The sequence below is a fragment of the Streptomyces sp. NBC_00503 genome (assembly GCF_036346895.1).
GTDB lineage: Bacteria > Actinomycetota > Actinomycetes > Streptomycetales > Streptomycetaceae > Streptomyces.
Window position 1 is genome coordinate 1,248,759 of record NZ_CP107855.1, and the last position, 13,928, is coordinate 1,262,686.

General features: G+C 73.6%; 14 protein-coding genes. 5 read left to right on the forward strand and 9 right to left on the reverse strand.

Going from position 1 to position 13,928, the window contains the following annotated elements; all coding sequences use genetic code 11:
• Positions 1–15 precede the first annotated feature (15 nt).
• Entirely contained in the window at positions 16–885 is an 870-nt protein-coding gene (locus tag OG490_RS05825) for an EamA family transporter (protein ID WP_330295208.1), read from the forward strand.
• A gap of 24 nt (positions 886–909) precedes the next feature.
• Here OG490_RS05825 and OG490_RS05830 read toward each other — a convergent pair whose 3' ends face one another.
• Positions 910–1,530 carry a GNAT family N-acetyltransferase gene (locus OG490_RS05830; protein ID WP_330295209.1) on the reverse strand — a complete coding sequence of 207 codons (621 nt, stop codon included), beginning with the start codon at positions 1,528–1,530 and terminating at the stop codon, positions 910–912.
• The gene (locus OG490_RS05835) at positions 1,527–2,267 is read right to left on the reverse strand and encodes an acyltransferase (RefSeq protein WP_330295210.1); all 741 of its coding nucleotides are present in this window, start codon (positions 2,265–2,267) and stop codon (positions 1,527–1,529) included. Before OG490_RS05835 ends, OG490_RS05830 begins: the two co-directional genes overlap by 4 nt.
• A 125-nt stretch (positions 2,268–2,392) precedes the next feature.
• On the opposite strand from OG490_RS05835, the gene OG490_RS05840 reads away from it, so the two are divergent.
• On the forward strand, positions 2,393–2,938 hold the full coding sequence (locus tag OG490_RS05840; protein ID WP_330295211.1) for a gamma carbonic anhydrase family protein: 546 nt from the start codon (positions 2,393–2,395) through the stop codon (positions 2,936–2,938).
• A gap of 64 nt (positions 2,939–3,002) precedes the next feature.
• On the opposite strand, the gene OG490_RS05845 is transcribed toward OG490_RS05840, so the two are convergent.
• From OG490_RS05845 to OG490_RS05860, 4 genes are all read right to left on the reverse strand, one after another.
• Positions 3,003–3,674 carry a DedA family protein gene (locus tag OG490_RS05845; RefSeq protein WP_330295212.1) on the reverse strand — a complete coding sequence of 224 codons (672 nt, stop codon included), beginning with the start codon at positions 3,672–3,674 and terminating at the stop codon, positions 3,003–3,005.
• A gap of 60 nt (positions 3,675–3,734) precedes the next feature.
• A complete protein-coding gene (locus tag OG490_RS05850; protein WP_330295213.1) occupies positions 3,735–6,245 on the reverse strand; it encodes a beta-glucosidase family protein in 2,511 nt (836 codons plus the stop codon).
• Between the two features lie 155 nt (positions 6,246–6,400).
• Entirely contained in the window at positions 6,401–6,553 is a 153-nt protein-coding gene (locus tag OG490_RS05855; RefSeq protein ID WP_330300797.1) for a DUF2191 domain-containing protein, read from the reverse strand.
• A gap of 111 nt (positions 6,554–6,664) precedes the next feature.
• Entirely contained in the window at positions 6,665–7,117 is a 453-nt protein-coding gene (locus tag OG490_RS05860; RefSeq protein WP_330295214.1) for a DUF4442 domain-containing protein, read from the reverse strand.
• Between the two features lie 95 nt (positions 7,118–7,212).
• Between OG490_RS05860 and OG490_RS05865 the strand changes: the two genes are divergently transcribed.
• Together OG490_RS05865 and OG490_RS05870 are read left to right on the forward strand one after the other, a co-directional pair.
• Entirely contained in the window at positions 7,213–8,274 is a 1,062-nt protein-coding gene (locus tag OG490_RS05865) for a hypothetical protein (RefSeq protein WP_330295215.1), read from the forward strand.
• Between the two features lie 115 nt (positions 8,275–8,389).
• Positions 8,390–9,679 carry an MFS transporter gene (locus OG490_RS05870; protein WP_330295216.1) on the forward strand — a complete coding sequence of 430 codons (1,290 nt, stop codon included), beginning with the start codon at positions 8,390–8,392 and terminating at the stop codon, positions 9,677–9,679.
• Between the two features lie 81 nt (positions 9,680–9,760).
• Here the strand turns inward: OG490_RS05870 and OG490_RS05875 are convergent, their stop codons facing one another.
• The 3 genes from OG490_RS05875 to tuf all read right to left on the reverse strand — a co-directional run bounded on the left by OG490_RS05875 (position 9,761) and on the right by tuf (position 12,838).
• Entirely contained in the window at positions 9,761–10,552 is a 792-nt protein-coding gene (locus OG490_RS05875; RefSeq protein WP_330300798.1) for a spermidine synthase, read from the reverse strand.
• Positions 10,553–10,619: 67 nt separating this feature from the next.
• Positions 10,620–11,567, reverse strand: a complete 948-nt coding sequence (locus OG490_RS05880; protein ID WP_330295217.1) for a patatin-like phospholipase family protein — start codon at positions 11,565–11,567, stop codon at positions 10,620–10,622.
• A gap of 92 nt (positions 11,568–11,659) precedes the next feature.
• Positions 11,660–12,838 (reverse strand): elongation factor Tu, encoded by a 1,179-nt coding sequence (tuf, locus tag OG490_RS05885; protein WP_330295218.1) that lies wholly within the window; start codon positions 12,836–12,838, stop codon positions 11,660–11,662.
• A gap of 348 nt (positions 12,839–13,186) precedes the next feature.
• On the opposite strand from tuf, the gene OG490_RS05890 reads away from it, so the two are divergent.
• On the forward strand, positions 13,187–13,927 hold the full coding sequence (locus OG490_RS05890; RefSeq protein WP_330295219.1) for a TVP38/TMEM64 family protein: 741 nt from the start codon (positions 13,187–13,189) through the stop codon (positions 13,925–13,927).
• Position 13,928: the final 1 nt, after the last annotated feature.

The following is a 13,928-nucleotide window of genomic DNA, read 5'->3' on the forward strand; positions in this document are numbered from 1 at the left end:
CTGCGAGGTCCTGCCATGACCGCCCTGTTCGCGCTTGCCACAGCCGTCCTGTGGGGGCTGGCCGACTTCGGCGGCGGGCTGCTGACCCGCAGGCTCCCGGCCCTCACCGTGGTCGTGGCCTCCCAGATCGTCGCCGTCATCGCGCTGGGCGCGGTCGTGCTGGGCACCGGCGCCTGGCGGGAGGCCGGACCGCAGCTCTGGTTCGCGGTCGGGGCGGGCCTGGTGGGGCCGGTCGCGATGCTCAGCTTCTACAAGGCGCTCGCGCTCGGCCCCATGGGCGTGGTCTCCCCGCTGGGCTCGCTCGGCGTGGTGGTCCCGGTGGCTGCCGGGCTGATGCTGGGCGAGCGGCCCGGCATCGGCCAGTTCGCGGGGATCGCAGTGGCCGTCGCGGGCATCGTCCTCGCGGGCGGCCCCGAGCTGCGCGGCGCCCCCGTACAGCGGCGGGCCGTCGTCCTCACGCTCGTGGCGGCCTTCGGCTTCGGCGCGGTGATGGCCCTGATCGCACCCGCCTCCTCCACGATCCCGGGGCTGTTCCTCGCGCTCTTCGTGCAGCGCGTCACCAACGTCGCGGTCGGCGGCACCGCCCTCTGGGTCCAGACCCGGCGCGGAGTCCCGGCCCTCCCCGCGGATGCGGGCGGGCTGCGGATCCTGTGGGGGCTGCTGCCGGCGCTCGCCTTCGTCGGGCTCGCGGACGTCGCCGCGAACGGCACCTACTCCCTCGCCGCCCAGCACGGACCGGTCACCGTGGCCGCCGTGCTCTCCTCGCTCTACCCGGTGATCACCGCGCTGGCCGCCTTCGCCGTCCTCAAGGAACGGCTGCGCACGGTCCAGGCCGCGGGCGCGGGCCTGGCCCTGGCGGGCACGGTCCTCCTCGCGGCCGGCTAGGTCGTCTCTTTCGGATCTTGTCGGTCAGGTCCGGCAAGATCCGAAAGAGACGGCCGAGAGCTTCGAGTCCTTCGCCCCGCGGACGTGCAGATGTCCGTCCAGCGGGTAGGGCGGAACGGCCGGGAGGACCCGGTCGAGGCGGTAACCGGCCTTCTCCGCGACGCGGCAGGAGGCGAGGTTGTCCACCTGGTGCATCAGCTCCAGCCGGTCCAACCGGTCCGGGCCGTCGGCCGAGAAGGTTGCGAACGCCCAGTCCGTGACGGCTTCGAGGGCCCGGGAGGCCACCCCCCGGCCCCGCGCGGACGCCACCGTCCAGTAGCCGACCTCGGCCGAGCCCGAGCGGGAGGCGGCCCGCTTCAGCACCACGTTCCCGGCCAGCGACCCCGAGCCCGCGTCCAGGTCCTCGCCCGAGCCCGCAGCCTCGTACACGGCGAACCCCAGCCGGTCCCCGCTCTCCCAGTTGAGCCGCTGCTCCTCCAGCCAGCGCCGCGCGTCCTCGGCGTCGTCCACGTGCCGCGTCAGCCAGTGCCGCATCGCGGGATCCCGGTGCGCCTCGACCAGCGCTTCGCCGTCGGCTTCGCACCAGGGCCGCAGTACGAGCCCGGTGGCGCGGGCCGCCCGGCCCACCCGGATCGTGGTGTTCATTCGGCTTCCCCCACTTCGGCCAGCGCGCGGAGCTGCTCCGGCGTCACCCCTTCGGGGATCGGCACGGGCGCCGGTGTGCGCAGGGGCGGCTGCCAGCCCGTGCCGGGCTCCCAGCGGCGGACGATCCGGGCCGGCGCCCCGGCGACCACGGCGTGGTCCGGCACCTCGCCCCGTACGACGGCCCCCGCGGCCACGACCACGTTGCGGCCCAGTCGCGCTCCGGGCAGGATCACCGCGCCAGTGCCCAGCCAGCAGCCCGGCCCTATCTCCACCGGGGCGCTGCGCGGCCACTGCTTGCCGACGGGCTCGTGCGGATCGTCGTAGCTGTGGTTGGTGGAGGTGATGTACACCCCGGGGCCGCAGAAGGTGTCGTTCCCGATCTCGATCCGGGCGTCGGCGATGACGTGGCTGTCGCGCCCGATGACCACGCCGTTGCCGAGGATCAGCATGGGCTCGGCGCCGAGGTCGAGGTCCGGCATCATGCCGGCGGTGAGCGTGACCTGTTCACCGATGATGCAGTGGTCGCCGAGCCTGATCCAGGGCTCGCCGAAGACCGTGCCCTGGGGGAAGGCGAGCCGGGTCGCGTGCCCGATCGCGCCGAACCGCAACGGTCCCGGGGTCTGCGCGGTGACCGCACCGGCCCGCTGCATCCAGCGCCAGCCCGCGTGGACGACGCGTGCCGCGAGCCGACGGCGCACGGCCGTCAGGGATGAGAACGTGTTCTGGTTCTTCGCCACCGGGTCACCGTAGCGTGCCGGACCCCGCACCGCGCCGTGATCTTCACCCCATCTCGGGAGGCGCGGACCGCGTGCCCTACGGTGCCGGTAGCGCGACACGACGTACAGCCGGAGGAAGAGAACACATGACGCAGCAGGCGGCCCAGGCACTCGTGGCGGGTGTCAACGGGAAGAACCCCGAGATCGACCCCTCCGCCTTCACGGCGCCCACCTCCGTGGTCGTCGGCGACGTACGGCTGGGCGCGGGCGCGAGCATCTGGTACTCCGCGGTGCTCCGTGCGGACTGCGGTCCGATCACCCTGGGCGCCGACAGCAACGTGCAGGACAACTGCACCGTGCACGTGGACCCCGGCTTCCCGGTCTCCATCGGCGAGCGCGTCTCCATCGGCCACAACGCCGTCGTGCACGGCTGCACGGTCGAGGACGACTGCCTGATCGGCATGGGCGCGACGGTCCTCAACGGCGCGGTGATCGGCGCCGGCTCGCTGGTGGCGGCCCAGGCCCTGGTCCCGCAGGGCATGATCGTCCCGCCCGGCTCGCTGGTCGCCGGCGTCCCGGCGAAGGTCCGGCGCGAGCTGACCGAGGAGGAGCGCGAGGGCATCAAGGTCAACGCCCTGATGTACAACGAGCTGGCCAAGCAGCACCGCGCCTCGGTGACCCCGGACGCCTGAGGATCCCTCCCCCGCCCCACAACCCGGGGCGGGGCCGGACGGGGCGGTTCGGGGGAAGAGCCGCTCAGTCGGCGAGCACGGCCGAGGCGGAAGGCGACTCCGACTCGGAAGAGGCCTCGGCGCGCGCCGCCGCGGCGGCCTTCTTCATCCGGCCGCGCACCACCACCGTGACCGCGAGCCCGAACAGCAGCGCCAGCGCGAGGGCCACCCAGGAGAACCCCTTGAGCCACGGCTCGGCGACGACCCCGATGGTGTAGATCACGGCCGTCGTGCCGCCCGCCCACAGGACTCCGCCGAGGACGTTCGCGATCAGGAACCGCCAGTACGGCATGTGCAGCACGCCCGCCAGCGGCCCGGCGAAGATCCGCAGCAGCGCCACGAACCGCCCGAAGAAGACGGCCCACATGCCCCACTTCTCGAAGGAGCGCTCCGCCACGGCCACCTGGTCCGGCCCGAAGTGCTTGGGGAAACGCCGCCCGAGCCGCTCCAGCAGCGGCTTTCCGCCCTTGCGCCCGATCGCGTAGCCGATCGAGTCGCCCACGATGGCCCCGGCGGTCGCGCAGGCGCCCAGCACCACGGGGTCGATATGACCCTGCTGCGAGGCCAGCAGCGCGGCGCTGACCAGCACGATCTCTCCGGGCAGCGGAATTCCGAGGCTCTCGACCCCGATGACGAGCCCCACCAGGAGATAGATGCTGACCGCCGGAATCGTCTCCAGCCATTCCTGGATGTGCACCGGTACGTCCTCCCGAGTTCTTCGCCCGGCCCGCCCCCTGTGACAGGCCGAACGGGCAGCCTATCCGGTCGCCACCACAGCCTTTGCCCGCAGCGGGAGTTCGCGCGAGGAACGACCGGCGAACACTTCCCGACGGCCTGAACCGACCACCCACGCATGGCGCTCCGGATCCCACGAGGACAGCGTGCGCGCGTCGATGTCGAGGACCACCCGCTGCGCCTCGCCGGGCTCCAGGGTGAGCTTGCGGTAGCCGGCCAGCAACCGCACCGGCTGTTCCAGCGACAGGTCCGGCGAGGGGCCCACGTACACCTGGGCCACCTCGGTGCCCTTGCGGCGCCCGGTGTTGCGGACGGTGAACTCCACGCGCAGCCCGCCGCCCTTCCCGTGGCCGGGGCCCGGCCGGACGGCCAGCTTCTCGTACTCCCAGGTCGTGTACGAGAGCCCGTGCCCGAAGGCGAACAGCGGAGCCACCCGCTGCGCGTCGTACCAGCGGTGGCCGACGTGGACGCCCTCGGAGTACTCCTGCCGGCCGCCCACCCCCGGGTAGCGGGCGGCGTCGCCGCCGACCGGGGTCGCGTGCTCGTCGGCCGGAAAGGTCTGGGTGAGCCGGCCGCCCGGGTCCGCGTCGCCGAAGAGCACGTCGGCGGTGGCTCCCGCGCCCTCCTGGCCCGGGTAGTACATCTGGAGGACCGCTCCGGTACGGGGCAGCCAGGGCATCGTCGTACTGGAGGAGGTGTTGAGCACCACCGTGGTCCGCGGATTGGCCGCGGACACCGCCTCGATGAGCGCCGCCTGGCCGCCCGGAAGACCCAGGGAGGTCCGGTCGCTGCCCTCGGTGGCGTCCTCGTAGGCGAACAGCACCACGCTGTGCGCCTCCTTGGCGGTCTTCACCGCCTCGGCGAGGTCGGCGGCCCGGGTCGCCCCCGTCGTATGGCGCAGCCGCAGCCGCTGTCCCTGCGGGCCGCCTTCGGCGGTGACGGCGAGCCGGTGTTCGCCCGCCTTGAGCGCGAGGGTGCGGCGGCGCACCGCGAGCCCGTCGGGCGCGGCGCCGAGGAGCCCTCCCGCGAAGTACTCGGCCACGCCCTGGCGGACCGGGAAGAGTTCCTCCCCGTCGAGCCTGACCACCGGCCGTTTCCCGGTGTAGTGGACGAGCAGGGTCCACTCGTCGTCGGCCGCGAGCCGGAAGGTGCCCTCGTGGCTCCAGGTGCGCCCGGCGTCCACCTTCCGGTCGTCGAGGCCGGTGTCGGGGGTCAGCAGTTTCGCCGGGAGCGGGCGCCCGTACAGGTCCTCGCCGAGCGCGTAGCGCACGGTGGCGCCGGTACCGGCCCGCTGCCGGATCGCGGCGAGGGGGACGGCGGCCGCGTCGGGGACCACGTGCGCGCTGCCGCCGCCGCTGACGAACGGGGTCCCTCCGGTGGGGCCGATGACGGCGATCGAGCGGGCGGCCGCTCCGGTCAGCGGCAGCGTGGCGCGCTCGTTGCGCAGCAGGACCGCGCCGGCCACGGCCACCCGGCGGGCGACCTCGGCCCCGGCGGCCGCGTCCCGGGCGGGCCGGGCGGCGGGGTGCTCCGCGAGCAGCCCGAAGCGGTCCATGGTGGTCAGGATGCGGCGGACGGCGAGGTTCACGGCGCTCTCGTGGACGGAGCCGCCGCGCACCGCCTCGCGCAGCGGGGCTCCGTAGTGGGTGCCGCCGGGCATCTCCATGTCGAGGCCGGCGCCGATGGCGGCGACGGTGCTGTGGGCGGCGTCCCAGTCGGACATCACCCAGCCGTCGAACCCCCAGCGGCCGCGCAGCAGTTCGTCGAGGAGGGGTTTGCTCTCGCAGGCGTAGACCCCGTTGACCTTGTTGTAGGCGCCCATCACGGCGCCCGCGCCGGCCGCCACGGCGGCTTCGAAGCCCCGTAGCTCCGTCTCGTGGAGGGTCTGTTCGGCGACGACGACGTCGACGGTGTCGCGGCCCTTCTCCTGGTTGTTGAGCGCGAAGTGCTTGACGGTGGCGATGAGGCCCTCGTCCTGGATGCCCCGGACGACCTCGCCGACCAGGTCGGCGGTGAGTTTCGGGTCCTCGGCGAACGTCTCGAAGTTCCGTCCGGCGTACGGGGTGCGGATGAGGTTGACCATCGGCGAGAGCAGCACGTCCTGGCCGAGCGCCCGACCCTCGCGCCCGATGACCCGGCCGTACTCGCGGGCGAGCGCCGGATCGAAGGCGGAGGCGAGCAGTACGGGCGCGGGCAGCGCGGTGGCGGGTTTGCCCACGCGGACCCCGGCCGGTCCGTCGGCGAGCCGCAGCGCGGGGATGCCGAGGCGGGGGATGCCGGGCACGTATCCGGCCTGCCCGAGCGGGGCCGGGTCGGGGGCTCCGTGCAGCAGGACGGTCTTCTCCTCCAGGGTGAGCCGCCCCAGCAGCCCGTCGACCCTGGCCGCACTGCCGGCCCTGGGCGCGGTCTGGACTGCGGCCTTACGGGACTGCGCGCCTGGCGGTGGCGCCGGTACGCAGCCGGCCGCGCCGAGGGCGGCGCCCACCGCCCCGAGGAGGCCCATCACCTGGCGTCTGGACACGGCCTCGCTCATGGGCGCTCCCTGCGGCGTGGACTTCGGCAACGCCGTCCGCGGGGAGCCTCGGGCGCCGGTCGGCGGGAGCGGCCCGCGCCGGACCGCTCCCGCCGCCCACTGTGCGCCGCCGTCGGCCCGGGTCCGCCTCAGGCGCGCCATCGCGCGCCCGACGTTCAGCCCTGCGGCGGCGGCTGCGCGGTGTCGGGGTCCCGGCGGGGCTCGTCCTGGAGCTGGACCCGCGCCTCGGTGCGGTGGCCGCGCGCGATGTAGTCGCGTACGACGGCCTCTACGGCGTCCTGGGGCGATCCGATCCCCGCGAGGACCATGACCTCCACGACGAGTTCGGCGTCGAGGCTGATGCTGACCTTGGCCCGGCTCGTCACGAGACCCCCTCCATCCGGTGTGGCAGGGACTCTATCGGTGCCGGGCCCGCGCCGTTACGCGTTCGGGCGCAGCGTCCACACGACGGTCATCTCGCCGGTCACGGCCTCGTCTTCGCGCTGGATGGCGATGGTGACGGGGAACTCGGGGCGGCCGCCCGCGTCGAGTTCGGCGACCACTTCGGCGGCGGGGCGGCCGAGCGTGGCGGTGGCCGTGACGACGCCCTTGGCGAGCTTCTTGTAGCCGATCTCGGCGCTCACGGCGAGGGGCACGGCGCGCGAGAGCTGGTCGCCGAAGGCGGCCAGGACGATGGCGCCGCTGGCGGATTCGGCCAGGGTGAACATCGCGCCTGCGTGCGGGCCGCCGAGGTGGTTGTGGAACTCGGCCTGGTCCGGCAGCCGGACGACCGCGCGCTCGGGGGTGGTCTCCAGGAACTGGAGCTTCAGGGTCTTGGCCATCGGCACGGTGGCGGCGAGGAGTTCGCCCACGTTCATCTGTTCAGCGCTCATGCGACCAAATGTTACCCGCCAGTAAGCGGCATTGGCCATACCTGTACGGGGGCGGCCGTGGCTCCCCGCTCCCGCTCCCACTATCGTTACCGGCCATGTGGCCAGGACAGCAGCAGCCGCCCGGGGGAGAACAGAACCCTCAGGACGCGCATCAGAACCCGTACCAGCAGCAGCCGGGAACGCCGAACCCGTACCAGCAGCAGCCGCCGGCGAACGGCGAACAGCAGCCCGGCTACGGATATCCGCAGCAGCCGCCCGCCCCCCAGCAGTGGGGCCAGCAGCAGCCGCAGACCGTTCCCGTACAGCAGTGGGGGGCTCCGCCGCCCGCAGCCCCCCAGCCTCCCGGGGGCAAGAGCCCCTTCGCGACCAAGACCGTGGCCATCGTCGCGGCCTCGGCAGTGGTCGTCGCGGCCGTCGTCACCGGCGTGGTCGTCATGAACCACGACAAGGGCAAGAGCGACCGGGCGGACGACAAGCCGACCACCGCCCCCACGGCCCCCGCCTCCTCCGGTACGCCGGCCCCGGCCAGCTCGGGCGCCAACCCGCGCGGCGGCGGCGACGTCAAGCCGGTCATCCCGGGCTGGAAGGTCGTCATCAACCCGAAGTACGGCACCGCCTTCGACGTCCCGCCGGAGTGGAACGTCCTGTCCTCGGGCATGTCCGTCGGCTTCTCCGACGACGTCAAGGGCGACGGCTCCCCCCTCGTCATGATGTCCGCACCCGCCTTCCTCAAGGAGGACTGGTGCAAGGTCGACGCCAACAAGGACGGCAAGGAGGAGAGCACCTCGCTGGCGGGCACCGGAAGCAAGGGCGGCCAGGGCGCCAAGGACCTCAACGAGGCCGCGCGCAACGAGGCCGGCAACTGGGTGTTCGCCGCGTACGCGCAGAAGGCGCCCAAGGGCACCGTCAAGGTCACCGACCCGAAGGAGTACACCACCACCTCCGGGCTCAAGGGCTCCATGGCGACCGCGACCGTCACCGGCCTGCCCAAGGAGAACAAGTGCTCCTCCGACGGCAAGTCGATCGCCTTCAGCTTCCTGACCCCCAAGGGTGACCTCTCCAGCTGGATCCTCTACGGCGCCGCGAACGTCCCCGGCGAGGTGACCCAGGAGACCTTCGAGAAGATCCTGAGCACCGTCCGCATCAGCGCCAGCTGATTTCCCGCGGCACGCCCCACGGGCCGGGAATCCGTTTGGATTCCCGGCCCGGTACGGGGATAGTCCAGGGGTGAGCCCTCTCCCCGACCCCTCCCCCGGTGGGTCCCGTTCGTCCGTGTTCCCACGCCGGCCGGCCTGGGCCGGCCGCAACTACACCCTGCTGACGGGTGCGGCGGTCGTCACGAACCTCGGGAGCCACGGAGCGCTCATCGCGGCCGCGTTCGCCGTACTCGACGCCGGCGGCTCCGGCGGCGACGTCGGCCTGGTGGCCGCCGCCCGTACCCTGCCGCTCGTCCTCTTCCTCCTCATCGGCGGAGCCATAGCCGACCGGATACCCCGCCACCACGTCATGGTCGCGGCCAACATCCTGAACTGCCTCTCCCAAGCGGCCTTCGCCGTGCTCGTCCTCGCCGGCGACCCGCAGTTGTGGCAGATGATGCTGCTCACCGCGCTGTGCGGAACCGGAACGGCCTTCTTCAACCCGGCCGCCGAGGGCATGCTCCTCTCCAGCGTCTCCGGCGAGCACTCCAACCGCGCCTTCGCCCTCTTCCGGATGGCGATGAACGGCGCCGGCATCGGCGGAGCGGCCCTCGGGGGAGCCATGATCGCCGCGATCGGGCCCGGCTGGGTCCTCGCCCTGGACGCGGCCGCCTTCGCGGTCGCCGGCGCCCTGCGCGCCTTCCTCGACGTCGGCCGCGTAGCCGAACGGACCTCCGGCGGCGGCCTGCTGGCCGATCTGCGCGAGGGCTGGGTGGAGTTCAGGAGCCGCCCCTGGCTGTGGAGCATCGTGCTCCAGTTCTCCGTCGTCGTCGCCGTCGTCGGCGCCGCGGAGGCGGTCTACGGTCCCCTGGTCGCCCGGGACCAACTGGGCGGCCCGGCACCCTGGGGCCTGGCGCTCGGCTTCTTCGGCCTCGGCACCATCGGCGGGGCCCTCCTGATGATGCTGTGGAAACCGCGCCGCCTGCTGCTGGTCGGAACCCTGTGCGTGTTCCCGCTGGCGCTGCCCTCGGCGGGGCTGGCGGTGCCGCTGCCGGTGTGGGGGCTGTGCGCGGTGATGTTCGTGAGCGGCACGGCCATCGAGGTGTTCGGCGTGAGCTGGATGACCACGATGCACCAGGAGATCCCGGAGGAGATGTTCTCCCGGGTCTCCGCCTACGACTGGTTCGGCTCGTTGTCGATGCTCCCGCTGGCCACGGCGGTGGCCGGCCCGGTCGAATCCGCGATCGGCCGCACCTCGGCCCTCTGGGGCTGCGCGGCCCTGGTCGTCCTGGTCACCGCGGCCGTCCTCCTGGTCCCGGACGTCCGCCACATGACCCGCAAACCGTCCACCCCTGCAGAGCCCAGCCCAGCCGATTCCAGCCTCACCGAATCCACCCCCGCCACTTCCAGCCCCGCCGGCGTTTGAGGCGCGGGGTCCGGGGCGGAGCCCCGGGGAACGGGCGAAGGGCGGGTAGGGGACGGCCCCGCGCAGCGGCCGCCCACCCCCTCAGCCGAGGCTGAACGCCCCCTCCGGCGGCTCGGGCGAAGCCACCGCGTCGGCGTCGGCCACGGGCAGAGCCCCCTTCATGAACCGCCGCAACGCCACCCCCACCTCCACCCGGGAGGGAAACGCATCCCCCGCGCACACCCGCGAAAGCGCCGCCACCGGCAGCTCCCGGTCCGAAGCCAGCAGCACCGCGTTCCCGAACCGCCGCCCCCGCAGCACCCCCGGCTCCGCGATCAGCCCCAGCTCCCCGAAGACCGCGGCGAAGTTCGCCAGCTGCCCGCGCAGGAACCCGAAGGGCGCCCCGTCCGCGAGGTTCGCCGCGTAGACGCCGCCGGGCCTCAGCACCCGGGCCACCTCCCGCGCGTACTCCACGGAGGTCAGCGAAGCAGGCACCCGGGATCCCCCGAAGACGTCCCCCACCACCACGTCCGCGCTCGCGTCCGGCGCCGCCTCCAGCCAGGCCCGCGCGTCGGCGACGTGCACCGTGATCCCGGTGCCGTCCGCCACCGGCAGGAACTCGCGGACCAGCCCGACCAGTCCCGCGTCGAACTCGACCACGTCCTGCCGCGATCCCGGCCGGGCCGCCGCCGCGTACCGGGGCAGCGTCAGGGCGCCGCCGCCCAGGTGCAGCAGGTCCAGCGGGGCCCCCGGCTCGCCCGCGCAGTCCAGTACGTGCGCGAGGCGGCGTACGTACTCGAACTCCAGGTGCTCCGGGTCGTCGAGGTCCACGTACGACTGCGGGGCGCCGTCCACGGTGAGCAGCCAGGCCCGCTCCCCGTCGACGTCCGGCATCAGTTTGGCGGTGCCCTGGGCCACGTCCCGGATCACCGGAATCTGTTCGTCACTCACCGCACCATTGTCAGGCCGCCGGATCCGCCCAGACACCGGCGGCTTCCGCGGCGTGCTCGGCGGCCTGTTCCAGTCCCGCCCGGGCCGCGGGATCGCGCCGGGCCGGGTCCAGTACGTTGCGCCCGAAGACCTTGCGGGCCGCCGCCGACGGGGTGATCAGCGCCACCTTCGCCCCGGCCGCCCGCAGCCGTGCGGCCTGCGAGGCCGGCGAGGGGACGAGCCCGCCGCCCATGGACATCGGCGCGAGGATCACCACGCGGGCGTAGCCGGTGGCCAGGTCGGCGTTGGTCGCCGAGCGGATCCCGCCGTCGATGAACCGGCGCCCCGCGACCGTGACGGGCGGCCACACCCCGGGTACGGCGCAGCTCGCCGAGACGGCGTCGACCAGCCCGGCCTCGCTGCCCCGCTCGAAGGCGGCGAGTTCGCCGGTCAGTGCGTCCACCGCCGCGACCACCAGGCGCCGCTCGGGCCAGGCGTGCGAGACCAGCCGGGCCTCCAGCACCTTGCGGCGCTCCGATTCCGCCCCGGCGTCGGTGGCGAGCGCGATGGCTCCGACCCGGCGCCGATAGGCCTTGGGGTCGCGGGAGCGCACCATGGCGACGGCGTAGCGCGCGATCAGTCCGGTGCCCAGCTTCGCGGGGAGCTCCCCGTCGGGGTCGCCGAGCTGGCGCTCGTACAGCTCCTGCGGGGTGAGCAGACCGGAGGTGAGCTGCGCGCCGACGACCGAGCCGGCCGAGGTGCCGACGACGAGGTCGGCGCCGGACAGGTCGACGCCCGCGCGGGCGAGCCCGTACAGCATTCCGGCCTCCCAGCCGACGCCGGTCAGCCCGCCGCCGCCGAGCACCAGCGCCGTGCCCTTGCCGTCGGTGTTGCCGTGGCCGTCGGTCTTGCCGTTGGTCTTGCCGTGGCCGTCGGTGTTGCCGTGGCCGTCGGTGTTGCCGTGGCCGTCGCCGCCCATGAACCGCTCCTCCCCGCATGCCAGTGGTGACGGCAGTCTGGCGCAAGCCGACCACCGCCACCACAACGGGTACCGCCCGTCGGTTGTCCCGGCTATCCGACCGCGGTCACCGTCCCCGCGCCGACCGTGCGCCCGCCCTCGCGGATCGCGAAGCCGAGCCCGCTCTCGAGCGGGACGTCCCGCCCGAGCTCGACGGTCATGGTGACCGTCTCCCCCGGCCGGGCCGTACCGGCCTCGCCCAGGTCCACGTCGCCCACCACGTCGGCGGTGCGGATGTAGAACTGCGGCCGGTAGCCGGAGGCCACCGCCGTGGTGCGGCCGCCCTCCCGGGCGGACAGGACGTAGACCCGGGCGGTGAACCGCCGGGTGGGTACGACGCTGCCGGGCGCGGCCACCACGTGCCCTCGGCGCACCGCGTCGCGGGGCACCCCGCGCAGCAGCAGCGCGACGTTGTCCCCGGCCTCGGCGGACTCCATCGGCTTCCCGAAGGTCTCCAGCCCGGTGACCACGGACTCGACGGGCTCGCCGTCGCCGCCGAGCAGGGCGACGCGGTCGCCCGTGCGGACGGTGCCCCGCTCGACGGCTCCGGTGACCACGGTGCCGCGCCCGGTGATGGTGAGGACGTTCTCCACCGGCATCAGGAACGGCGCGTCCGTGTACCGCACGGGCATCGGCACGTACGTGTCCACGGCGTCGAGCAGGGCCTCGATGGCCGAGGTCCAGCGCGGGTCGCCCTCCAGCGCCCCGAGCCCGGAGACCCGTACGACGGGGGCGCTGTCCCCGCCGTAGCCGTTGGCGGTGAGCAGCTCGCGGACCTCCAGCTCGACGAGGTCGGTGAGCTCGGGGTCTCCCGCGTCGGCCTTGTTCAGGGCGACCACGATGTGGTCGACGCCGACCTGCCGGGCGAGGAGCACGTGCTCGGCGGTCTGCGGCATGACCCCGTCGAGCGCGGAGACCACGAGGATCGCCCCGTCGAGCTGGGCCGCGCCGGTGACCATGTTCTTGACGTAGTCGGCGTGGCCGGGCATGTCCACGTGCGCGTAGTGCCGGGTGTCGGTCTCGTACTCGACGTGCGTGAGGTTGATGGTGATCCCGCGCCGGGCCTCCTCGGGGGCCCGGTCGATGCGGTCGAAGGGCACGAAGGAGGCGCCGCCGCGCTCGGCGAGGACCTTGGTGATGGCGGCGGTCAGCGTCGTCTTGCCGTGGTCGACGTGACCCATGGTGCCGATGTTCAGGTGCGGCTTGGTGCGCACGAAGGCCGTCTTGGCCATGATGTCTTCCCGTGTGATCCGAAGCTGGAAATACGGGACCCCCGAAGCGAACCGACCCTCCCCCTGTGGGGTCCGCCGGACGATCCGGGAAGGGTCAGCTTCGTGCGCCGTCGAATGCGGCGGGGGCAGATGCCTCTGCGAGGACGGCAGCCTCCGGCGCGTCCGCGACTGCGGACGGCGCTGCGGGGAAGGCGTACCGGTTCATGCCGCCGATCCTGCCGGACCGGCCCCGGCCCGTCGAATGGTTATTCACCCCATGGTCATTCGCCCCGCGGACGCCGCCGGTCGTTCGTCCGCATGAGACCCGGATTACGGCGCCGGGTCACGGGGGTCGGTTAGTCTCCCGGAATGTCCCTCCTCCTCGCGCCGTGGACCCGGCTCTCGCTGCTCGTCGTGCTGCTCCTGGCCGCCGGCGTCTGCGTGGTGCTGTACGAGCCCCAGCGGCTGCTGTCGGAGGGCTGGCCCCCGGGGCTCCCGGTGGGCGCGGCGGTGCTCCTCTTCGCGGCGGCGTACGGGGTGTGCACGGCCGCCCTGGTGCCGCGCCCGCTGCTCAATCTCGCCTCGGGCGCACTTTTCGGATCCCAGTTCGGCCTGCTCGCGGCGGTCGCCGGCTCGGTGATCGGGGCCGGGATCTCCTTCGGCCTCGGCCGGATGATGGGCCGCGAGGCCCTGCGGCCGCTGATCCGCGGCCGGTGGCTGCAGGCGGCCGACGACCAGCTGGCCCGGCACGGCTTCCGTTCGATGCTGGCGGTGCGGATCTTCCCCGGTCTGCCCTTCGCGGCGGCCAACTACGCGGCCGCGATGTCCCGCTGCGGCTGGGGGCCCTTCCTCCTCGCCACGGCGATCGGCGTGATCCCCAACACCGCCGCGTACGTGGTCGCGGGGGCCACCGCTTCCTCTCCCGGCTCCCCCGCCTTCCTCGCCTCGTTCGGCTTCATCGCCGTCTCCGGAGTGGGCGCCGCGATCGTCGCGTGGCGCAAACGGCACCACCTCGCGCCGGTGCGCGAGAGCGCGCGGGCGTCCGTACCGGTACGCGAACTGACGGCCAACCACCCCCCTGTGGTCACGGCCGTTCCGCACGGGCCCTAGC